General features: G+C 75.2%; 19 protein-coding genes. 14 read left to right on the forward strand and 5 right to left on the reverse strand.

What is annotated here, in order from left to right; genetic code table 11:
* The first annotated feature begins 13 nt into the window (after window positions 1–13).
* On the forward strand, window positions 14–937 hold the full coding sequence (locus tag LG324_RS06945; RefSeq protein WP_404352674.1) for a serine hydrolase: 924 nt from the start codon (window positions 14–16) through the stop codon (window positions 935–937).
* Window positions 938–1,164: 227 nt separating this feature from the next.
* On the opposite strand, the gene LG324_RS06950 is transcribed toward LG324_RS06945, so the two are convergent.
* Together LG324_RS06950 and LG324_RS06955 are read right to left on the reverse strand one after the other, a co-directional pair.
* Entirely contained in the window at window positions 1,165–2,223 is a 1,059-nt protein-coding gene (locus LG324_RS06950) for a P1 family peptidase (protein ID WP_404352675.1), read from the reverse strand.
* Between the two features lie 70 nt (window positions 2,224–2,293).
* Window positions 2,294–4,072, reverse strand: a complete 1,779-nt coding sequence (locus LG324_RS06955) for a DHA2 family efflux MFS transporter permease subunit (RefSeq protein WP_404352676.1) — start codon at window positions 4,070–4,072, stop codon at window positions 2,294–2,296.
* A 74-nt stretch (window positions 4,073–4,146) separates the two neighbouring features.
* On the opposite strand from LG324_RS06955, the gene LG324_RS06960 reads away from it, so the two are divergent.
* From LG324_RS06960 to LG324_RS06985, 6 genes are all read left to right on the forward strand, one after another.
* A complete protein-coding gene (locus LG324_RS06960) occupies window positions 4,147–5,268 on the forward strand; it encodes a GuaB3 family IMP dehydrogenase-related protein (RefSeq protein WP_030528810.1) in 1,122 nt (373 codons plus the stop codon).
* A 214-nt stretch (window positions 5,269–5,482) separates the two neighbouring features.
* The gene (locus tag LG324_RS06965; protein WP_404352678.1) at window positions 5,483–7,063 is read left to right on the forward strand and encodes a succinic semialdehyde dehydrogenase; all 1,581 of its coding nucleotides are present in this window, start codon (window positions 5,483–5,485) and stop codon (window positions 7,061–7,063) included.
* The gene (locus tag LG324_RS06970; protein WP_404352679.1) at window positions 7,060–8,811 is read left to right on the forward strand and encodes a GMC oxidoreductase; all 1,752 of its coding nucleotides are present in this window, start codon (window positions 7,060–7,062) and stop codon (window positions 8,809–8,811) included. The genes LG324_RS06965 and LG324_RS06970 overlap by 4 nt, the downstream gene beginning before the upstream one ends.
* 112 nt (window positions 8,812–8,923) lie before the next feature.
* The gene (locus LG324_RS06975) at window positions 8,924–9,121 is read left to right on the forward strand and encodes a hypothetical protein (RefSeq protein WP_404352680.1); all 198 of its coding nucleotides are present in this window, start codon (window positions 8,924–8,926) and stop codon (window positions 9,119–9,121) included.
* Window positions 9,122–9,174: 53 nt separating this feature from the next.
* A complete protein-coding gene (locus LG324_RS06980; protein ID WP_306790189.1) occupies window positions 9,175–9,477 on the forward strand; it encodes a DUF1905 domain-containing protein in 303 nt (100 codons plus the stop codon).
* Between the two features lie 78 nt (window positions 9,478–9,555).
* Window positions 9,556–10,260 (forward strand): DedA family protein, encoded by a 705-nt coding sequence (locus LG324_RS06985; protein WP_211251015.1) that lies wholly within the window; start codon window positions 9,556–9,558, stop codon window positions 10,258–10,260.
* Window positions 10,261–10,270: 10 nt separating this feature from the next.
* Here LG324_RS06985 and LG324_RS06990 read toward each other — a convergent pair whose 3' ends face one another.
* The 3 genes from LG324_RS06990 to LG324_RS07000 are packed head-to-tail and all read right to left on the reverse strand — an operon-like array spanning window position 10,271 to window position 14,361.
* Window positions 10,271–12,046: an ABC transporter ATP-binding protein gene (locus LG324_RS06990; RefSeq protein WP_207024677.1), complete on the reverse strand. Its 1,776-nt coding sequence runs from the start codon at window positions 12,044–12,046 to the stop codon at window positions 10,271–10,273.
* Complete coding sequence (locus LG324_RS06995; RefSeq protein WP_404352682.1) at window positions 12,046–13,779, reverse strand: ABC transporter transmembrane domain-containing protein; 1,734 nt, start codon at window positions 13,777–13,779, stop codon at window positions 12,046–12,048. Before LG324_RS06995 ends, LG324_RS06990 begins: the two co-directional genes overlap by 1 nt.
* 51 nt (window positions 13,780–13,830) lie before the next feature.
* Window positions 13,831–14,361 (reverse strand): MOSC domain-containing protein, encoded by a 531-nt coding sequence (locus LG324_RS07000; RefSeq protein WP_404352683.1) that lies wholly within the window; start codon window positions 14,359–14,361, stop codon window positions 13,831–13,833.
* A gap of 226 nt (window positions 14,362–14,587) precedes the next feature.
* Between LG324_RS07000 and LG324_RS07005 the strand changes: the two genes are divergently transcribed.
* From LG324_RS07005 to LG324_RS07035, 7 genes are all read left to right on the forward strand, one after another.
* Window positions 14,588–15,349 carry an SURF1 family protein gene (locus LG324_RS07005; protein WP_404352684.1) on the forward strand — a complete coding sequence of 254 codons (762 nt, stop codon included), beginning with the start codon at window positions 14,588–14,590 and terminating at the stop codon, window positions 15,347–15,349.
* Between the two features lie 76 nt (window positions 15,350–15,425).
* Window positions 15,426–15,716, forward strand: coding sequence for a DUF3817 domain-containing protein (locus tag LG324_RS07010; RefSeq protein ID WP_226905171.1), 291 nt, complete (start codon window positions 15,426–15,428; stop codon window positions 15,714–15,716).
* A gap of 67 nt (window positions 15,717–15,783) precedes the next feature.
* Window positions 15,784–17,373: a glutamine-hydrolyzing GMP synthase gene (gene guaA, locus LG324_RS07015; RefSeq protein ID WP_084696836.1), complete on the forward strand. Its 1,590-nt coding sequence runs from the start codon at window positions 15,784–15,786 to the stop codon at window positions 17,371–17,373.
* A gap of 88 nt (window positions 17,374–17,461) precedes the next feature.
* Window positions 17,462–18,388 carry a lysophospholipase gene (locus tag LG324_RS07020; RefSeq protein ID WP_404352686.1) on the forward strand — a complete coding sequence of 309 codons (927 nt, stop codon included), beginning with the start codon at window positions 17,462–17,464 and terminating at the stop codon, window positions 18,386–18,388.
* A gap of 171 nt (window positions 18,389–18,559) precedes the next feature.
* Window positions 18,560–19,858: a Mur ligase family protein gene (locus tag LG324_RS07025; RefSeq protein ID WP_030528795.1), complete on the forward strand. Its 1,299-nt coding sequence runs from the start codon at window positions 18,560–18,562 to the stop codon at window positions 19,856–19,858.
* A complete protein-coding gene (locus LG324_RS07030) occupies window positions 19,855–20,619 on the forward strand; it encodes a type 1 glutamine amidotransferase (protein ID WP_404352687.1) in 765 nt (254 codons plus the stop codon). Before LG324_RS07025 ends, LG324_RS07030 begins: the two co-directional genes overlap by 4 nt.
* Window positions 20,620–20,748: 129 nt before the next feature.
* Window positions 20,749–22,014 (forward strand): M18 family aminopeptidase, encoded by a 1,266-nt coding sequence (locus LG324_RS07035; RefSeq protein WP_404352689.1) that lies wholly within the window; start codon window positions 20,749–20,751, stop codon window positions 22,012–22,014.
* Window positions 22,015–22,021: the final 7 nt, after the last annotated feature.

The raw sequence follows: 22,021 nt of genomic DNA on the forward strand, positions 1-22,021 counted from the left end.
TAGGGTGCGGCGGATGCGCCGTGTCCTCGTCCTCCTGCCGCTGCTCGTCGCGGCGCTGGCCGGCGGCTGCGGCAGCGCGGACGGCTCGGCCGAGCCATCGCGCGCGGCAACCCGGTCGGCGCCGGCGCTGCCCGAGCGAGCACCGACCCCGTCACCGGCGGCGGTCGAGGGCGGCCTCGTGAGCGCCGTCCCGCGGCCGACGCCGGCCACGCCCACGGGGTCGTCGTCCGCCGCCGACACCTCCGGGACGTCGGGGAAGGCGGGGTCGGCGAGCCTCGTCGGCGACACCCGCAACCAGGTCGTCTTGGCGCCGCTGTCGGACCCCTCGGCCGTGCGCTCGGAGGGATCAGTGGGCTCGACGAAGGCGTGGTCGACGTCGAAGGTGCTCGTCGTCGCGGCCTACCTCGACACCGTCGTCGACGGCGACCCGTCGCGCATCCCGTCGACCGAGCGCGGCTGGATCCGGGCCGCGCTCACCGCGAGCGACGGCGACGCCGTCGTCGCCGTGCGCGAGCGCATCCCGGGCAGCCCCGGCGGGGCCATCACCGCCGTCCTGCGCTCGATCGGGGACACGAGCACGGTCGCGCCCGACCGCAGCCAGGGCGCGATGTCGTGGAGCCCGCGCGAGCAGGTGCGCTTCATGGCGGCGCTCGCGGCGGGCCGGGTCGTCAGCCCCGAGGCCAGCGCGTTCCTCCTCGAGCAGATGCGCCCGATCCCGCAGCACCGCTGGGGCCTCGGGACGATCGGGGCGTCGGCGTTCAAGGGCGGCTGGCTCACGCCGTCGTCGGAGACCCGGCAGATGGGCATCGTCGACGGGTACGCCGTCGCGATCATCACCGTGGGGCAGGGGCCGGCCGTCGTGCAGACCGACGGCGATGCGGCGCACGTCGAGCAGATGAACCGGCTCGCCGCGATCCTCGCGACCCGCCTGCGCTGACGACGCCCGCCCGGCCGGGGTCAGGCGCTGGTGAGGGCGTCGCGCCAGGAGAGGGCGGCCATCCCGCCGTCCGCCGACAGGCGGGCACCGATCGACGAATGTGTCGATCGGTGCACGGTCGGTGGGTCCGGAGCGTGCAGGATTCGACGCTTTCGTCAGGTTCTGCACGCTCTACCGGTGAGCGGGTGTGCAGGAATCGACACATTCGTCAGTTGCTGCACGGGGGGTCAGGGGGTGGTGAGGGCGTCGCGCCAGGAGAGGGCGGCCATGCCGCCGTCCGCGGAGCGGTCGACGGAGTCGGCGGCGAGCAGGGCGTGCACGATCGCCCGGGTCACGCAGCCCGCGGCGGCGTCGTGGAGCTCGACGAGGTCGAACGGGTCCGGGGCGGGGCGCCCGCCGGTCGCCAGCGTGAAGACGGTGTCGCCGTCGAAGGCCGTGTGGACGGGGGAGAGCGCGCGGGCCATCCCGTCGTGCGCGACGGTGGCGAGGCGGCGGCACCCGGCCTTGCCGAGGCCGGCATCCGTGGCGACGACCGCGAGCGTCGTGGCGCGCCCGGGACGCGGCGCCTCGGCTCGGCCGGCACGGACGGCCTCGACCTCGGCGCGCCGGGCGGCGAGGTGACGCTCCAGCGCCGCGGGTGACGGCGGCGGCACCGGGCCGAGCTCGTCGCCGAGCGCCCACGCCGCCCCGAGCAGCGACCCGTCGGCGGCCAGCGGCGACCCGACGGCGTTGACGACGACGAGCGCCCCGACCGTCACCCCCGACTCCAGCACCGCGGACGCCGTCCCGACCCCGCCGCGCAGGCCACCGGCCCGGGCCCCGGTGCCCGCCCCGACCGACCCCTGGACCACCGGACCCGACGCCGCGGCGGCGTGGGCGGTCGCACCGTCGGCCGGCCCCGGGTGGTGCCGCCAGACCCCGGCCCGCCCGAGGTCGAAGACGATGGCCGACGGGACGATCGGCACCCGCTCGTCGGGACCGGGACCGACCGGCCACCCGCGTCCCGCCGCCCAGACGGCGTCGGCCACCCCGTCGGCGGCGGCCAGCCCGAAGGCGCTGCCGCCGGCCAGGACGACGGCGTCGACTGCGTCCACGGCGTTCGCGGGGTCGAGGAGGTCCGTCTCGCGCGTGCCGGGCCCGCCGCCGCGCACGTCGACGCCGCCGACCGTCCCCGGAGGCGGCACGACGACGCTGACACCGGTCAGCCAGCCCGGCTCGTCGCGGGTGGCGTGGCCGACGAGGACGCCCTCGACGTCGGTGATCGCGTTGTGGGTCCCGGGTCGCACGCCCCCAGCATGGCCGATGCCGGCCCCGCGGGCTGCGGGGCCGGCATCGGCACGGGTGGGGCGGGGTGCGTCAGTGGATGACGACCGGGGGCGCCACCTCGTCGGCGTCGGCGCCCTCGAGGAGGTGCGACTCCTCGTGCTTGCGCGGCAGGAACGCGGCCGAGACGAGCGTCAGGGTGACGAAGCCGGCGGCGAACCAGAAGGTGTGCGCGTACGCGTCGGCCGCGACCTCCGCCACCCGCGCCCCGAGGGCCGCGACGGCGGCCTGCGGGTCGCCGGCCTGCTGCTGGAGGAACTGCCCGACGAGCGGGACCTGCGCGAGGACGCCCTGCGCCGCCTCCGGACCCTTGGTCTGGAGGGTCTCGAGGTAGAGCCCGCCCTGGCCGACGAGCGGCCGGTCCTTGAAGGCGTTGGTGAGGATGACCGAGAAGATCGCGACGCCGATCGAGCTGGCGACCTGCTGCGTGATGTTGAGCAGCGTCGTGCCGCGGGCGACCTCGTGGTGGTTGAGCGTCTTGAGCGCCGAGGTCATGATCGGCATCATCGTGCCGCCCATCCCGAGGCCCATGACGAAGAGGATCGGGATGATGAAGCCCCAGTGCGAGGAGTCGGCCTCGATCTGGGTCAGCGCGAACATGCCGCCGGTGATGAGCAGCAGCCCGAACGGCACGATCCGGCCGACCGGGAAGCGGTCGACGAGGGCGCCGGCGACGGGCATCGTCAGCATCGCGCCGAGACCCTGCGGGGCGAGGATCCAGCCCGCCGAGAGCGGCGTCTCGCCCTGCACCTGCTGGAGGAACTGGGGGATGAGGAGCAGCCCGCCGAAGAACGCCGCCGCGAAGATGAACATCGTGATGATGGCGACCGTGAGGTTGCGGTTGCGGAACAGCCGCAGGTCGAGCAGCGGGTGCTGCGGCCGGAAGCTGTAGAGCACGAAGGCGACGATGAGGACGACACCGACGAGGCCGGGGACGATGACCTTGGCGTGACCGACGCCGCCCTGCTCCGGGATCGAGGACACGCCGTAGAGGAAGAGCGCGAGGCCGGGCGACATCATGAGCACGCCGCGCCAGTCGAGGGACTCGGACGGGTGCGGGCGGTCGGCCGGGAGCGCGAAGAAGGCGTACCCGAGGGCGAGCAGGCCGATCGGCAGGTTGATGAGGAAGATCCAGTGCCAGCTGAAGTGGTCGATCAGCCAGCCGCCGAGGATCGGGCCGAAGATCGGGCCGAGCAGCATCGGGATGCCGAGGACGGCCATGAGCCGGCCCATCCGCTTCGGGCCGGCGGCGCGGGTCATGATCGTCATGCCGAGCGGCATGAGCATGCCGCCGCCGAGGCCCTGGAGCACACGGAAGGCGACGAGCATCTCGATGCTCGTCGCGGCGGCGCACAGGACCGAGCCGGCGGTGAACAGCGCGACGGCCGCCATGTAGAGGCGCTTGGTGCCGAAGCGGTCGGCGGCCCATCCCGAGAGGGGGATGACCGTGGCGAGCGCGAGGGTGTAGCCGGTGACGGTCCACGCGACGGTGGAGTAGTCGAGCGGCACGCCGTCGACCGCGAAGTCCTGCTGCAGCGTGCGCAGCGCGACGTTGACGACGGTGATGTCGAGGATGGACATGATCGCCCCGAGGACGACGACGCCCGCGATCTTGAGGACCGCGGCGTCGATCTTCTCGGGGTACTCCGGGGGCGCCGCGGGGGCGGGTGCTGCTGTTGACACGTGGGCTCCATGTCGGGTCGAGAGGCGGGTGGCCGCGCCGGGCGGCGAGAGGTCGCCGGACCCGCACGGGCGGGTGGCGACGGTGCCGTGGACCAGTGTGACGCAGCCCACCGACAGGCGGGTAACCATTTCCGGTGCCCCGGTCTTCCCGGCCACGGGGGAGCGGGCCGAACGGCCGATGCGGACGTCGGTAGGCTGCGCGGGTGACCGAGATCGAGATCGGCCGTGGCAAGCGCGGTCGCCGGGCGTACTCCTTCGACGACATCGCCATCGTGCCCTCGCGGCGCACGCGCGACCCCCAGGAGGTGTCCACCGGCTGGCAGATCGACGCGTACCACTTCGACCTGCCGGTCATCGCGGCGCCGATGGACTCGGTGATGTCGCCCGAGTCGGCCATCGCGTTCGGTCAGCACGGCGGCCTGCCGGTGCTCGACCTCGAGGGCCTGTGGACCCGCTACGAGGACCCGGCGCCGCTGCTGGCCGAGATCGCGACCCTCGACCCGGCGCTCGCGACGCAGCGGATGCAGGAGATCTACCGCGCCGAGATCCAGCCCGAGCTCGTCACCGAGCGGCTGCGCGAGATCCGCGCCGCGGGCGTCACCGTCGCCGGCGCCCTGACCCCGCAGCGCACGCAGCAGCTGTGGAAGACCGTCGTCGACGCCGGGGTCGACCTCTTCGTCATCCGCGGCACGACGGTCTCGGCCGAGCACGTCTCCGGCCGGGCCGAGCCGCTCAACCTCAAGCGCTTCATCTACGAGCTCGACGTGCCGGTCATCGTCGGCGGCGCGGCCTCGTACTCCGCGGCGCTGCACCTCATGCGCACCGGCGCGGCCGGCGTCCTCGTCGGCTTCGGCGGCGGCGCGGCGCACACGACCCGCGTGACGCTCGGCATCCACGCCCCGATGGCCTCCGCGATCGCCGACGTCGCGGCCGCCCGCCGCGACTACCTCGACGAGTCCGGCGGCCGCTACGTGCACGTCATCGCCGACGGCGGGGTCGGCACGAGCGGCGACATCGTCAAGGCCGTCGCCTGCGGCGCCGACGCCGTGATGCTCGGAGCGGCGCTTGCGCGCGCCACCGACGCCCCCGGCCGTGGCTTCCACTGGGGCGCCGAGGCACACCACCCCGAGCTGCCGCGCGGCCACCGCGTGCACGTCGGTGCCGTCGCGCCGCTCGAGGAGGTCCTCTTCGGCCCGAGCCGCGTCGCGGACGGCACGACCAACCTCGTCGGGGCACTGCGTCGGGCGATGGCGACGTCGGGCTACCTCGAGCTCAAGGAGTTCCAGCGCGTCGAGGTCGTCGTCGCGCCGTACCAGCGCAGCTGACGCCGGCCCGCCGGCGACGCCCCACGCCCCGGTCCGCCCCACGCGCCACGCGCGTATCGGGTGACCCGATACGGCCGCGCTGCACCCGGGAACCGTTCCCCGGGAAGGCGCATGCTTCTCGGGTGGAGCACCCTCGCAGTCGCCGCACAGCCCGCTGACCGGGTGCTTCGCCGGAGCAGGTGACGGCGGCGCGGCCGGTGGTTACCCTGCGGTAATGCCCGACGTCATCGTGGACCCGGAGACCGACCCCCGCGCCACCTACGCGGTCGACCCGGCGCGGGTGCGCGCCCTCAGCGCGCGCGTCGTCGCCTCGGCGGAGCCGCTGACGACGCACACCCCGATGACCGGCGCGCCGCTCGCGACGCTGCCGACCTCGACCGCCGCCGACGTCACCGTCGCGGTGGCCCGGGCACGCGCCGCGCAGCGCCGCTGGGCCGGCGTGCCGCTCGCGCAGCGCTCCCGGCTGCTCCTCGCCCTGCACGACCTCGTGCTCGAGCGGCGCACCGAGCTGCTCGACCTCGTGCAGCTCGAGTCCGGCAAGGCGCGCAGCCACGCCTTCGAGGAGGTCGCCGACGTCGCGATCGTCTGCCGGCACTACGCGCGCCGCGGCCCCGGTCACCTCGCACCGCAGCGTCACCTCGGCGTCTTCCCGCTGCTGACCCGGAGTACGGAGCACCACCGGGCCAAGGGCGTCGTCGGCATCGTCTCGCCGTGGAACTACCCGCTGAGCCTCGCGGTGACCGATGCCCTGCCGGCGCTGCTCGCCGGCAACGCCGTCGTCCTGCGGCCCGACCCGCAGGGCACGCTCACGGCGCTCGCCGCCGTCGCCCTCATGGTCGAGGCCGGCTTCCCCGACGACCTCGTCCAGGTCGTCCTCGGCCCCGGCGAGACCGGCCGCGCCGTCGTGGCCCAGGCCGACTACGTCTGCTTCACCGGCTCGACGGCCACCGGCCGCGAGGTCGCCGCCGCGGCCGGGCGCCGCCTCGTGGGCGCGAGCCTCGAGCTCGGCGGCAAGAACGCCGTCTACGTCGCCGACGACGCCGACCTGCGCCGCGCCGTGCCCGGCGTGCTGCGCGCCTGCTTCGCCTCCGCCGGCCAGCTGTGCGTCAGCGCCGAGCGGCTCCTCGTCCACGAGGCCGTCGCCGACGAGTTCGTCGGCCGCTTCCTCGAGGCCGTCGCGGGCCTGCGGCTCTCGACCGCCCTCGACTGGGACGCCGACATGGGCAGCCTCGTCGGGCCGGCGCAGCTCGAGCGCGTGCTCGGGCACGTCGACGACGCCGTCGCCAAGGGCGCCACGGTGCTCGCCGGCGGCCGGGCGCGCCCCGAGATCGGGCCGTACGTCGTCGAGCCCACGGTCCTCGCCGGCGTGACCTCCGCGATGGCCTGCCGCGACGAGGAGACCTTCGGGCCGGTCGTCTCGCTCTACCGGGTCGCCGACGACGACGCCGCCGTCGCCCTGGCCAACGACACCGAGTACGGCCTCAACGCCTCGGTCTGGACGCGTGACGTGCGCCGCGGCCGCGCGCTCGCCGCGCGCATCCAGGCCGGCACGGTCAACGTCAACGAGGGCTACGCCGCGGCGTGGGGGAGCATCGGCTCGCCGATGGGCGGGATGAAGGCCTCCGGGCTCGGCCGCCGGCACGGGCGCGAGGGCATCCTCAAGTACACGGAGGCGCAGAACGTCACCGTCCAGGGGCTCGTCAACGTCGCGGACCTCCCGGGGCTGCGCGGCGCCCGCTACGCCTCCGCCCTGACCGGGGCGCTCCGGGCGATGCGCGCGGCGAGGCTGCCGTGAGCACGTCCGAGGGTGCGGAGCCGGGCGCGGAGCCGGACGTCGACGTCGTCGTCATCGGGTCGGGGTTCGGCGGCTCGGTCGCCGCGCTGCGGGCCGCCGAAAAGGGGTACCGGGTGCTCGTGCTCGAGGCCGGCCGGCGCTTCGAGGACGAGGACTTCGCCCGCACCTCCTGGGACCTGCGCCGCTTCCTCTGGGCGCCGCGCCTGGGCTGCTACGGCGTCCAGCGCATCCACCGGCTGCCCGACGTCGTCGTCCTCGCCGGGGCCGGGGTCGGCGGCGGGTCGCTCAACTACGCGAACACCCTCTACCGCCCGCCGTCGGCGTTCTACCGCGACCCGCAGTGGCGCGACCTCGCCGACTGGGAGGCCGAGCTCGCGCCGCACTACGACACCGCGAGCCGGATGCTCGGCGTCGTCACCAACCGCTGCGACGGCCCGGTCGAGCGGGCGATGCGCGGCGCCGCCGAGGACCTGGGCGTCGCGGACACGTTCCGGCACACCCCGGTCGGCGTCTACTTCGGGCGACCGGGCGAGACGGTCGACGACCCCTTCTTCGACGGCGCGGGCCCGCGGCGCACCGGCTGCACCGAGTGCGGCAACTGCATGGTCGGCTGCCGGGTCGGCGCGAAGAACACGTTGGTGAAGAACTACCTCGCGCTCGCCGAGCGGCTCGGGGTCGAGATCCGGCCGATGCGCACCGTCACGCGCCTCGGGCCGGTGCCGGGCTCCGACACCGGCGACGGCGAGCCGCTCTACCGCGTCCTCCACGAGCGCACCGGCCCGCGGGGCGGCCGCGACCGGCAGGTCGTCACGGCCCGGCGCGTCGTCGTCGCCGCGGGGACGTGGGGCACGCAGACGCTGCTGCACGCCATGCGCGACGAGGGCGAGCTGCCCTCCCTCTCACCGCGACTCGGCCACCTGACGCGCACCAACTCCGAGGCGCTCGTCGGCGCGATGACGCAGCACGCGCCCCGCGACGTCGACCTGACCCGCGGCGTCGCCATCACGACGAGCTTCCACGTCGACGCCGACACGCACGTCGAGAACTGCCGCTACGGCGTCGGCTCCAACGCGATGGGCCTCCTCGCGACCCTCGCCGTCCCCGGCGGCACGGGCCGCCCGCGCTGGCGTGAGTTCGTGCGGATGGTCGCGCGCGACCCGCGCCCGCTCCTTCGGATGCAGCCGGCGGCGCGGCGGTGGAGCGAGCGGATGGTCGTCGGCCTCGTCATGCAGAGCCGCGACAACTCGATCCGTGTCTCGCTGCGCCGGCGGCTCGGGCGCCGGGTCCTCACCTCGCAGCAGGGGCACGGCGAGCCGAACCCCACCTACATCCCGCAGGGGCACCGGGCGATGGAGGCGCTGGCCGGCCGGATCGCCTCCGCGACAGGGGAGTACACGGTGGCCGGCGGCTCGTGGCCCGAGGTCCTCGACGTCCCGATGACCGCGCACTTCCTCGGCGGCGTCCCCATCGGCGCGTCGCCGGAGACCGGGGTCCTCGACCGGCACCAGCGCGTCTGGGGCCACCCCGGCGTCTCGGTGCTCGACGGCTCGGCGGTCTCGGCGAACCTCGGGGTCAACCCGTCCCTGACCATCACCGCGCAGGCCGAGCTCGCGATGTCCGCGTGGCCGGCGGCGGGGGAGCCGGACCGTCGTCCGAGCCAGGCCGAGCTGCTCGCCGACGCCGCCGTCAAGGCGCCGCGCCGCGGCCGTTCCGCCACCGTCGGGGCACCCGTTCGGGTGGCGGGCTGACCGAACGGCCGGTCGTCCCGGCTGGTCGTCCGTCCTGCGGGCGCACGGCGCGCGCCCGCCCGCTGCCCGGCCTACCGTGGCGGGACCCAGTCGTCCGTCCTCGGAGGTCGTCGTGTTCCAGCCCCCGCACCACCGGGCCACCCCCGGTGGGTACGGCGAGCGCCGTTGCCTCGGCCCGCTCGGAGCGCGCCTCGTCGCCGCCATCGCCGCGACGAGCGCCGTCTCGGTCCTGCTCCTCGCCACGCCCGCGGGTGCGGGGGACCTGCCGACCGCCGGCCCGTCGGTGGTCCACGAGGCACCCTCGCGCTGAGGCCGGGCTCCGGCCACGCCCCGTCGTCGGTGGGCCGCGCCATGATGGCCGTCGTGGTGGACGAGCGGACCTGGTCCTTCGAGGCGACGCTGTGGCGGTGGCGCGACGGCTCGTGGCACTTCGTCACGGTGCCGGCGCAGGTCAGCGACGAGGTCGACGAGGCGGTCGGCGACGCGACCGGCGGCTTCGGGTCGGTCCGGGTGCGCGTGCGGGTCGGTGGCACCACCTGGCTGACGAGCCTCTTCCCCTCGGCCGAGCAGGCCGCCTACGTCCTGCCCGTCAAGAAGGCCGTCCGGGCCGCTGAGGGGCTGGCCGAGGGCGGTGCCGTCCGGGTCGTGCTCACCCTCGCCGGCTGACGGCCGCCACCGTCCGCCACCGACCGGAGGGCGTCGCGGCGTCCGACGGGGCCGTCGACCTCCCGTAGCGTTGTCCCCGTGGAGAGCATCACCGGTCCGGTCGTCGACATCATCGGGTCCGTCGGCGAGGTCGGGGTCGGCGGGCTCATCGCCCTCGAGACGATCCTGCCGCCCATCCCGTCGGAGGTGATCCTGCCGTTCGCCGGGTTCGCCGCGGCCGACGGCCGGCTCAACGCGCCGCTGGCCTGGGTGTGCGCGACGATCGGCTCGCTCCTCGGCGCCGCGGTCCTCTACTGGGTCGGCTACGCCCTCAGCTACGAGCGGCTCTACCAGCTGGCCGGCAAGCGCTGGTTCCTCCTCTTCGGGCAGAAGGACCTCGACCGCGGCTTCCGGTTCTTCGACAAGCACGGCTCGGTCGTCGTCCTCGTCGGCCGGTTCATCCCGTTCATCCGGTCCGTCGTGTCGGTCCCCGCCGGGATGGACCAGATGCCCCTGCCGCGCTTCCTCGCCCTCACCGCGCTGGGCAGCGGCATCTGGAACGCCGCCTTCATCGCCCTCGGCTTCCGCCTCCAGGAGAACTACGACGTCGTCGAGCAGTACGTCTCGCCGGTGAGCCGCGGCGTCGTCGCCGTCCTCCTGCTCGTGCTCGTCTGGCTCGTCGTGCGCCGGGTGCGCCAGCGGCGGGCCGTCGAGGCGGGCGAGGAGCCCGCGCACTTCCACCCGCGCTACCAGCCGCGGACCGACGACGACGAGGCGCCGGAGCCCGCGTCCGCCCGCGACTGAGCAGCCGCGCTCAGCCCTCGTCGCGCCAGGAGCGCCACAGGGCCGCGTAGTCGCCGTCGGCCGCCACGAGCTCGTCGTGGGTGCCGAGCTCGCGGACCCGTCCGTCGTCGACGACCGCCACCCGGTCGGCGTCGTGCGCCGTGTGCAGCCGGTGGGCGATGGCGACGACGGTCCGGCCGGTGAGCACCGCGCCGAGCGAGCGCTCGAGGTGGCGCGCGGCGCGCGGGTCGAGCAGCGAGGTCGCCTCGTCGAGGACGAGCGTGTGCGGGTCGGCGAGGACCAGCCGGGCGAGGGCCACCTGCTGCGCCTGCGCCTCGGTCAGCGGGTGCCCGCCGGAGCCGACACGGGTCGCGAGCCCCTCGGGGAGGGCCTGCGCCCAGTCGAGGGCGTCGACGGCGGCGAGCGCGGCGCGCAGCTCGGCGTCGTCCGCCGCCGGCCGGGGCAGGCGCAGGTTCTCGGCCAGCGTCCCGACGAACACGTGGTGCTCCTGCGTGACGAGGGCGACCTCGCCGCGCAGGGCGTCGAGCTCGAGGTCGACGAGGGGCACGCCGCCGACCGTGATGCGCCCGGTGCGCGGGCCGTCGACGCCCGCGAGAAGCCGCCCGAGCGTCGACTTGCCGGCGCCGGACGGGCCGACGACGGCCAGCCGCTCCCCGGGGCGCAGGTCGAGCGAGACGCCGTGGAGGACGTCCTGCCCCTCGCGGTAGGCGTACCGGACGTGCTCGACCGACAGGTCCTCACCGTCCGGGGTCGCGCCGGTGGCGACCCGGTCGGCCGGGACCTCGCCGACGCCGAGGATGCGCGACATCGACGTCGCGGCGAACTGGATCTCGTCGAGCAGCTCGATGAGCTCGCCGAGCGGGTCGAGCAGCCGCTGGACGTAGAGGACGACCGCGGTCGCGGTGGCGACCGGGACGACGCCCTCCCACGCGAGCCAGCCACCCCAGAGCAGCGCGCCGGCGACGGGCGCGAAGAAGCCGACCTCGAGCCACGGGAACCAGCGCAGGCGCAGCCCGATCGTGTAGCGCTCGGCATCGTGCGCCTCGGCGAGCGCCTCGTCGAAGCGCGCTCCGCGCTCGGCCTGGAGCCCGAGGGCGTCGACCGTCGCGGCGCCCTCGACGGTCTCGGCCGCGACGCCGTTGAGGCGCGCGTACGAGGCGTGCTCCCAGAGGTAGCCGGGCCCCGCGAGGCGCAGGTAGCGGCGGGTCGGGAGGAACCACACCAGGGGCGTCAGCAGCAGCGGCAGGGCCGCCAGCGGTGACGCCACGACGGTCGCCACGCCGGTCACGAGCACCGTCGTCACCGACACGACCATCGTCGGCACGCCGAAGCGGATGACGTAGCTGATGGCGTCGACGTCGTTCGTCGTGCGGGCGAGCAGGTCGCCGGTGCCGGCCCGCTCGACGGTCGAGAGGGGCAGGCGCACGGCCGAGGCGACGAAGTCCTCGCGCAGCCGGGCGAAGACCTGCTCGGAGAGGACGAACGAGCTGCGCCGCGCCACCCACGTCGTCGCGGTCTGGGCGACCAGGGCGGCGGCGAGCAGGCCGACGAGCACGTCGATGCTGTCGATGCTCGCGCGACCGGTCGTCACGAGCCCGACGACCTGGCCGACCACCCAGGGCGCCGCGAGCCCGACGACCGCGGCCAGCAGGTGCCAGAGCAGCACGAGGCCGAGGGCCCCCCGGTGCTCGCGCAGGAGGACGCGCACGTGGGCGCGCACGACCGGCCCGGCCGCGATGGGCAGGGTCCGGCGCGCGTGGTCGGTGTTCCCGCGCAGGGGCGACATCAGTCCTCCTCGCCGCGGACGACGACCGACCGGTAGGCCGGGCACTCCCGCGAGAGCTGCCGGTGGGTGCCGGTCGCGACGACCTCGCCGTCCTCGACGAGGTGGACGACGTCGGCCCGGTCGAGCAGGAGCGGGCTGGCGGTGACGACGACGGTCGTGCGGCCGGCGCGGTGCGCCGCGAGCCGCTCGGCGATGCGGGCCTCGGTGTGCGCGTCGACCGCGCTCGTCGGCTCGACGAGGACGAGCACCTCCGGGTCGCGCAGGAGGGCGCGGGCCAGGGCCAGGCGCTGGCGCTGCCCGCCGGAGAGCGAGCGTCCCCGCTCCTCGAGCTCGCCGTCGAGGCCGCCCTCGACGGCCGCGAGGGCATCCGCCGCGTCGGCGACGTCGAGCGCCACCCGGCGGGCGTCGTCGTCCGGGCCGCCGAGGGCCTCGCGCAGCGGACCGCTGAAGAGGCGGGGGTCGGGCTGCGAGACGAGTACGAGCCGGCGCACGTCGGCCACGGCGAGGTCGTCCAGGGCCGTGGCCCCCCACGTGACGCCGTGCCGGCCCGCGACGGTCCGCCCGAGCCGGGCCGCGACGGCGGCGGTGTCCTCTGGACGGGCGGCGACGAGGGCCGTCAGGCGACCGGGCTCGACGACGACGCCCGAGGCGGGGTCGACGAGCGGGCCGGCCGGAACCGTTGCGCCGGAGGCCGGCCCGGCCGGCCCGGCCGGTCCGACCGGGTGGTCGGGCTCGACGGCGAGGATGCGCGAGATGCGTCGTGCGGCCACGCGCGTCGTGATGAGCTTGTCGGCCATCTCGACGGCGGTCTGCAGCGGGATGGTGAGGAAGGCGGTGTAGCCGTAGTAGGCGACGAGCTGCCCGGCGCTGATCCGGCCGTCGACGGCGAGGTGCGCGCCGACCCCGGTGACGACGAGGACGAAGATCCCGGGCAGCAGGACCTGGGCGGCGTCGAGGGTCGCCTGGGTGCCGGCGACCCGGACACCGGCCCGGCGCACGGTCTGCGACTGGCTCCGGTAGCGCTCGAGGAAGGTGTCCTCGCCGCCGATGCCGCGCAGCACCCGCAGCCCGGAGACGGTGTCGGCGCCGAGCGCGGTGAGCCGGCCGGCCTCCTCGCGCTGGGCGGTCTGGCGGCGCTGGAGCGGCTTCATGACGAACGCGAGCGACGCGACGAGCAGCGGACCGCCGACGAGCATGATCAGCCCGAGCAGGACGGAGCCGCGCAGGAGGATGACCGCGACGACGACGAACGACACGACGGCCCCCATGAAGCGGGCGAAGACGTCGAAGCTGTGGCCCATCCGGCCGAAGTCGCTCGTGAAGCTGGCCAGCACCTCGCCGGCGGGCATCCGGCGGGTCAGCGCCGGCCCGGCGCGGCGGACGGCGAGGTCGGCGACGGTGCCCGCGCGGAACGCCGCGGTCAGCCAGTTGCGGACGGCGAAGAGGTGGCGTCCGTTGCCCGCGGCGGCGGAGACGAGGCCGAGGCCGACGACCGCGAGCGACCAGAGCACGAGGACGCGGCCGTCGCGCGCGACGATGCCGTCGTCGACGGCGCGGCCGACGGCGGCCGGCACGAGCGCGACGGAGAGCATCCACGGGATGCCGAAGCATGCGCCCGCGACGAGGGTGCGCCACTGGCGGCGTGCGAGCCAGACGAGGAGGCGGTCGGCGCCGGTGGGCGGCAGGTCGTCGGGTCGCACGCCATACGACCAGGGGGAGGGGTGCGTCGGCATGGTGCTCTCCACGCTAGAGGCGGGGTCGGCGCTCGGGCCAACGGTTTTCGGTCAGGGCAGGCGGTGTGCGCGCGGGGGAGCCGCGGCGGCGCGCGAGCGGGCGGCGCGCTCGGCCGCCTCGGCGGGGTCGAAGGGCAGCTCCTCGTAGGTGTCGCCGACGGTGATGCGCCCGCCCTCGACCACCCGGAAGACCGTGCCGGCGCGGTCGTGCAGGGCGGCCGCGGCACCGGGGGCCACCTCGTCGTCGAGGATGCGGCAGGGCGCCGCCACGCGGACGACCTCGAGCAGCGTCCCGCCGAGGCGGGCGCGGGCGCCCGGGACGGAGACGACGCGGCCGCCCGAGACGGTGACGTTGCGGCGCGTGCCCGCGGGCGGGACCGGCGAGCCGAGGCGTGCGGCCGCCTCGGCGAGCTGGTCGGCGGACTGCACGGTCACGTGGCGGTGGCGGGAGCCGTGGTAGCGGTCGCCGACGAGGCCGGCGCCCGCCTCGGCGTCCACGGCGTCGAGGGCGCGCATCGGCAGCCGGCGCCCCGGGGCGACGTGCAGGGCGGTGACGACGCGGGCGTCCGGGCTGCTGCTCACACGTGCCCCAACACCCCCTCGCGCCTCGACATTTCGGGGTCACCCCGAAATGTCCACGAGACCCCGGCTCGGTTCCGGGGTCTCGCGGACGAACCGGGGTCCCGGGCCGCCGGCGCACCACCATCTTCCGTCGCCCACCGGCGCACCACCATCGGCCGTCGGCCGGCCGCCGATGCACCGTCCCCGGCCGGCCGGGCGTCCAGCCGGCTCACGTACCCTCGGGAGCGTGCTGCGGACGGCCCTGACCCCGAGGTTCCTCGGGCTGCTCGGGCTCGTCCTCGTCGTGGGCGTCGTCTTCGTCCAGCTCGGCCGCTGGCAGCTCGGGGTGGCCGAGGGCAACGCCCAGCGCGAGGCCGTCGAGGAGGCCCGCGCCGCGAAGCCGGTCGCCCTCACCGAGGTGCTGGGCCCGCACGAGCCCTTCCCCGGCGAGCTGTCGTCGCGGCCGGTCACGGTCAGCGGCCGCTACGTCGACGGGCAGGTCCTCGTCCCCGACCGCCGGCTCGACGGCCGCGCCGGGTCCTGGGTCGTCACCCCGTTCCTCGTCGATGCGACCGGCGGCACCCTGCCGGTGCTCCGCGGCTTCGTCACCGACCCCGCGCAGGCCGGCGCCCCGCCCACCGGGACCCTCACCCTCGAGGGCGGCCTCGCCCCCTCCGAGTCCCCGACGGACGCCGTGACCCCCGGCCCCGGCGAGATCGCCTCGGTCGACACCTCGGTGCTCGTCAACACCTGGCCGGGCGACCTCTACAACGCCTTCGTCTTCCTCTCCGCCGAGCGCCCGGCCACCGGCCCGCAGCTGACCAAGGTCCCGACCCCGCTCGCGCCGACGGGCGTCACCTGGCGCAACGCCGCCTACGCCGTCCAGTGGTGGGTCTTCGCCGCGTTCGCGCTCTGGCTGTGGTGGCGGATGGTGCGCGAGGCGCACGAGCGGACCGCTGCACCCGCCATCGCGACGACGGGTGACAATGGAGCCCGTGAGCACTCCTGAGGCCGGCCGCGCCGGCACCGCGATCGCCCCCGAGGACGTCGACGCCGTCCGCCCCCGCCTCACCTTCTTCAAGGTGATGGCCTTCATCGTCGGCATCGGGCTGCTCGTGCTCGTCGTCGAGATGGTCCTGTCCTACGGCTTCCAGATGAAGGGCCAGGACAACCCGCTGTACTGGTGGCCGCAGCCGCACGGCTTCATCTACATGGTCTACCTCGTCGCGACCGCGCTGCTCGGCTTCAAGGTCGGGTGGCCGCTCGGGAAGATGGTCCTCGTCATGCTCGCCGGCTGCGTGCCGTTCCTCTCCTTCTGGGTGGAGCGCAGGGTCGCCGGCGAGGTCGAGGCGAGCCTCGCCGCCGCGCGCCGATAGCCTTGACGCCGTGAGCGACGCCCCGGAGCTGCCCGCCGACCCCTCGCCCGTCGACCCCTCCCACGCCGTGGTCGAGGGGGGGGAGCCCATCCACCTCGCCGACCGGCCCGTCCTCGTCGTCGACTTCGGCGCGCAGTACGCGCAGCTGATCGCCCGGCGCGTGCGCGAGGCCAGCTGCTTCAGCGAGGTCGTGCCCAGCTCGATGCCGGCCGACGAGATGCTCGCCAAGCAGCCCTCGGCGATCATCCTCTCCGGCGGCCCGTCGTCGGTGTACGAGGAGGGCGCCCCCCGCCTCGACCCGGCCGTGCTCGAGGCCGGTGTCCCCGTCTTCGGGATGTGCTACGGCTTCCAGGCGATGGCCCTCGCCCTTGGCGGCAGCGTCGCCCGCACGGGCCTGTCGGAGTTCGGCGCCACGCCCGCGACCATCACCGACACGAGCTCGACGCTCTTCAACGGCCAGCCGTCCGACCAGTCGGTGTGGATGAGCCACGGCGACTCCGTCGAGGAGCCCCCGGCCGGGATGCGCGTCACGGCCACGACCGCCGGCGCGCCCGTCGCCGGCTTCGAGGACGACGAGCGCCGGCTCTACGGCGTCCAGTGGCACCCCGAGGTCATGCACTCGACCTTCGGGCAGCGCGTGCTCGAGAACTTCCTCAGCAAGGGCGCCGGACTCTCGGGCTCGTGGACGGCGGCCAACGTCGTCGAGGAGCTCGTCGGCGCCGTGCGCGAGCAGATCGGCGACAAGCGGGCCATCTGCGGCCTCTCCGGCGGGGTCGACTCGTCGGTGGCCGCGGCGCTCGTCCAGCGCGCCGTCGGCGACCAGCTGACCTGCGTCTTCGTCGACCACGGCCTGCTGCGCGCCGGCGAGGCCGAGCAGGTCCAGCAGGACTTCGTCGCCGCGACCGGGGTCGACCTCGTCACCGTCGACGCCTCCGAGCAGTTCCTCTCCGCGCTCGCCGGCGTCAGCGACCCCGAGGAGAAGCGCAAGATCATCGGGCGCGAGTTCATCCGCGTCTTCGAGCAGGCCGCGCGCGACATCGTCGGCTCGCACGAGGGCGAGCACCCGGTCGAGTTCCTCGTCCAGGGCACGCTCTACCCGGACGTCGTCGAGTCCGGCGGCGGCACCGGCACGGCGAACATCAAGAGCCACCACAACGTCGGCGGCCTGCCGGACGACCTCCAGTTCAGCCTCGTCGAGCCGCTGCGGCTGCTCTTCAAGGACGAGGTGCGCCAGGTCGGACTCGAGCTCGGCGTGCCCGAGGGCATCGTCTGGCGCCAGCCGTTCCCGGGCCCCGGCCTCGGCATCCGCATCGTCGGCGAGGTGACGCGCGAGCGCCTGGACATCCTGCGCGCCGCCGACCAGGTCGCCCGTGAGGAGCTCTCGGCCGCCGGCCTCGACCGCGAGATCTGGCAGTGCCCGGTCGTGCTGCTCGCCGACGTCCGCTCGGTCGGCGTCCAGGGCGACGGCCGCACCTACGGGCACCCGGTCGTCCTGCGGCCGGTGTCGTCCGAGGACGCGATGACCGCCGACTGGACCCGCATCCCCTACGACGTGCTCGCGAAGATCTCGACGCGCATCACCAACGAGGTCCGCGAGGTCAACCGGGTCGTCCTCGACGTCACGAGCAAGCCGCCGGGCACCATCGAGTGGGAGTGACCCGCGGGACGCGCTCCCCGAGCGGGGCGCGGCGTGGCAGGCTGGGCGGCAGTACCCGCCGGTAACCCACCCCCGAGGACGGTCATCCATGGAGAGCTCGACGACGAGCGTCACCGCCACCGACGGCACGGCCGTCTTCGTCCACCGCTGGCTGCCGGACGGTGACGCGCGCGGCGTCGTCGTCGTCGCGCACGGGATGGCCGAGCACTCCGCCCGGTACGCCCGCCTGGCCGAGGCGCTGACCGCCGCGGGCTACGCCGTCCACGCCCCCGACCACCGCGGGCACGGGCGCACCGCGTCGGCCGCCGACCACGGTTACTTCGCCGACCGTGAGGGATGGGGGGCCGTCGTCGCGGACCTGCGCGCGGTCATCGCCGATGCCCGCGCCGAGCACGCCGGCCTGCCGGTCTTCCTCCTCGGGCACTCGATGGGCTCCTTCCTCAGCCGCTCGCTCGTCGTCGAGGACTCCCGCGGGCTCGCGGGGCTCGTCCTGTCCGGGACCGCCGGCGACCCCGGCCTGCTCGGGAAGGTGGGGGCGGCCGTGGCCGCCGGCGAGGCCCGCCTGCGCGGGCGCCGGCACCAGAGCGCGTTGATGGACAAGCTGACCTTCGGCCAGTACAACGCCGCCTTCAAGCCCACCCGGACCGACTTCGACTGGCTCTCGCGCGACCCCGACGAGGTCGACGCCTACGTCGCGGACCCGCTGTGCGGCAACACCTTCACCTCCGGGTTCTTCGTCGACCTGCTCGGTGGGCTGGCCGGCATCAACGACCCGAAGAAGGTCGCGCGGGTGCGCCGCGACCTGCCGGTGCTCCTGGTCAGCGGCGACGCCGACCCGGTCGGCGACGGCGGCAAGGGCCCGCGGGCCGTCGCGCAGCAGTACCGCGAGGCCGGGCTGACCGACGTCACCTGCACGCTGTACCCCGGCGCCCGGCACGAGCTGTTCAACGAGACCAACCGCGACGAGGTCACCGAGGACGTCGTCCGCTGGCTCGACGCGCACCTGCCCGGCTGACCGGCCGGCGCCATCCGGGCGGGGCGTCGGCCCGAGACCCCGGTTCGTCCACGAGACCCCGGTTCCGAACCGGGGTCTCGTGGACATTTCGGGGTGACCCCGAAATGTCGATGCGCCGGGGGGCGGGGTCGGATGCGAGCCGGGGCGGCGTCTCTGGCTAGGGTTGGCCGCGTGTTGAGAACGGCCGCCGCCGTCGTCGCGGGCAAGACCGCACGAGCCATCGCCCGACGCCGGGGCGGGGGGTCGGCCTTCCCCGGCCTCGTCGCCGAGCGGATCGACCCGGGCATCCTGCGGCACGCGCTCGCCGACGTCCGCGGCGGCATCGTCGTCGTCAGCGGCACCAACGGCAAGACGACGACGACGAAGATGCTCGTCGCGCTCCTGCGGGCCCACGGCCGCAGCGTCTTCACGAACCCGACGGGCTCGAACTTCACCCGCGGCGTGCTGTCCGAGATGCTGCCGCAGCTGCCGGTCAGCGGTCGCCTGCGCAGCGACCTCGCCGTCGTCGAGCTCGACGAGGCGCACGCGATGCGCTTCATCGCCGAGGTCCCGCCGACCCACTCGCTCCTGCTCAACGTCGCGCGCGACCAGCTCGACCGGTTCGCCGAGATCGACCACACCGCCGACCTCCTCGCGCGGCTCGGCGCCGCGAGCACCGAGGGCGTCGTCGCCAACGCCGACGACCCGTTCATCTCCCGCGCGGCCGGCGCCGTCGACGTGCCCGTGCGCTGGTTCGGGCTCGACGCGTCCATCGCCGACCGGCTGCCGGAGCTGACCGAGCACGACGCCCGCTTCGACGACGAGCCGACGACGTACGAGCCCGGCCCCGGCGACGCCCGCCTGCGCCCCCGCGACGAGCGCGCCTTCGACGTCGTGTTCGACGACGTCGTCGTCGGCCCGGTCACCCTCCAGCAGCGCGGCCTGGCGGCGATGATCAACGCCACCGCGGCCACGACGACCGCTCGCCTGCTGCTCGGCGACGCCTTCGACGCCGCCACCGCCGCCGAGGCGCTCGCGGCCGTGCGCCCGCCGTTCGGGCGCGGCGAGGTCGTCATGGTCGACGGCCAGCCGCTCGAGCTCGTCCTCGTCAAGAACCCGGCCGGCTTCGGCGTCGCCCTCAGCACGTACGGCACGACGCCGGTCGCGACGATGGTCGCCATCAACGACAACGACGCCGACGGCCGCGACGTCTCGTGGCTCTACGACGTCAGCTTCGCGAGCCTGCGCGAGCGCGGCGTCGCGCTGACGAGCGGGGTGCGCGCCTACGACATGGCGCTGCGCCTGCACTACGACGACGTCCACACCGACCGGGTCGTCCCCGACCTCGACGAGGCCCTCGACGCCCTGCTCGCGGCCCACCCGGACGAGCCCAAGCGCATCTTCTGCACCTACACGGCGATGATGGCGCTGCGGCGCACCCTCGCCGCCCGCCACGGCCTCGACCGCTTCGGGGAGGAGACGCCCGCATGAGCACGACCGAGCGCTACGAGCCGGCCGGGACGAGCAAGGGGACGATCACCCTCGTCCACCTCTACCCGCGCGAGATGAGCATCTACGGCGACCGCGGCAACACGCACGCGCTCGCCGGGCGGATCCGCCGGCACGGGTACACCGCCGAGGTCGTCCTTCACGACCCGGGCAGCGACTTCCGGCGCGACGCGCACCTGTTCACCGGCGGCGGCGGCCAGGACTCCGGCCAGGCCCGCGTCGAGGCCGACCTCGCGGCGATCGGCCCGACCCTGAAGTCGCTGGCCGCCGACGGCGTCCCGATGCTCATGATCTGCGGGATGTACCAGCTCTTCGGCAACAGCTTCCACACCGTCGGCGGCCAGGTCCTGCCCGGGCTCGGCATCCTCGACGTGACGACCCGCGGCAACGACAAGCGGATGATCGGGCCGGTCTGCCTCGAGACCGAGCTCGGCCGGGTCGTCGGCTACGAGAACCACTCCGGCTCGACCGTGCTCGGCAGCGGGCAGGAGCCGTTCGGGCGGGTGCTCGCCGGCCACGGCAACAACGGCGAGGACGGCACCGAGGGCGCGCGCCGGCTCAACGTCATCGGCAGCTACCTGCACGGCCCGCTGCTGCCCGCGAACCCGATGGTCTCCGACGCGCTCATCGCCGTCGCCGCCGAGCGCGCGACCGGGCGCCCCTTCGAGCCGGCCGAGCTCGACGACCCCCTCGCCACGCAGGCCCGCGAGCGTCAGGTGCGCCGCCTCGTCGGCACCCGCTGACTCCTCCGGCGCATCCCATCGCGCGCTACACCGCAGTAACTGCTGCGCCGGCGACACGTACTGCGGTGTAGCCGGCGCCGGGACGGGGTGGGGAGGGTGCGTGACGGGCGCGGCTGACAGGATGGGCGGGTGAGTCAGAGCACCCCGGACGCCGTCGCCGCCGCCTTCGCCGAGTACGTCATCGCCTCGCCGACGGCCTTCCACGCCGCCGCCGTCGCCCGCGACCACCTCGTCGCCGGCGGGTTCACCGAGCTCGACGAGAGGCAGGCCTGGCCGAGCGCGCCCGGTGCGTACGTCGTCGTCCGGGACGGCGCGGTCATCGCCTGGTGCGTCCCCGAGGGCGCCGGCGCGACGACGCCCTTCCGCATCCTCGGCGCGCACACCGACAGCCCGACCTTCCGCCTCAAGCCCAACCCGGTCGTGCGCGAGCACGGCTGGGAGCGGCTCAACGTCGAGGTCTACGGCGGGCCGACCTTCCCGTCCTGGTTCGACCGCGACCTCGCCGTCGCCGGCCGCGTCGTCGACGCCGACGGCAGCACGCGCCTGGTCCGCTCCGGCCCGGTCGCGCGCATCCCGCACCTCGCGATCCACCTCGACCGGGCGGTCAACGACGGGTTCGCCCCCGACGTGCAGCGCCAGCTCCTGCCGGTCGTCGGGACGGCCGACGGCCCCGCCCCGGACGACCGCGCCCACTGGCTGCGCGAGCTCGTCGGCGACGCCGTCGCCTGGGACCTCTTCCTCGCCGACACCCAGGAGCCGGCCCGCATCGGCGCCCGCGGCGACCTGCTGGCGTCCTGGCGGATGGACAACCTCACGAGCGTCCACGCCGGCCTGCGCGCCCTCCTCGACGCGCCGGCCGACACCGACCACATCCCCGTGCTCGCCGCGTTCGACCACGAAGAGGTCGGCTCGGACTCCGTGACCGGCGCCGGCGGACCGTTCCTCGAGGACGTGCTCGGCCGGGTTCTCGAGGGGCTCGGCGCCGGGCGCTCCGACGTCGCGCGGGCCTTCCGTTCCTCGTGGCTGCTCTCGAGCGACGCCGGCCACCTCGTGCACCCGGGCCACCCCGAGAAGCACGACCCCACGAACCGGCCGCGCCCCGGCGGCGGCCCGCTGCTCAAGGTCAACGCCCGCCAGCGCTACACGACCGAGGCCCGGGGGGAGGCGCTCTTCGCCGCCGCCTGCGAGCGCGCCGGCGTGCCGTTCCAGCACTACGTCAACCCGAACACGATCCCCGGCGGCTCGACGATCGGCCCGATCGCGGCGACCCGGCTCGGCATCCCCACGGTGGACATCGGCGTCGGCCTGCTCTCGATGCACTCGACCCGCGAGCTCGTCCACGTCGTCGACCTCGCGGCGCTGCACCGCGCGGTCGCGGCGTTCCTCGCCGGCTGACGGAACG

The organism is Phycicoccus jejuensis (assembly GCF_044797865.1).
Lineage (GTDB): Bacteria > Actinomycetota > Actinomycetes > Actinomycetales > Dermatophilaceae > Phycicoccus > Phycicoccus jejuensis.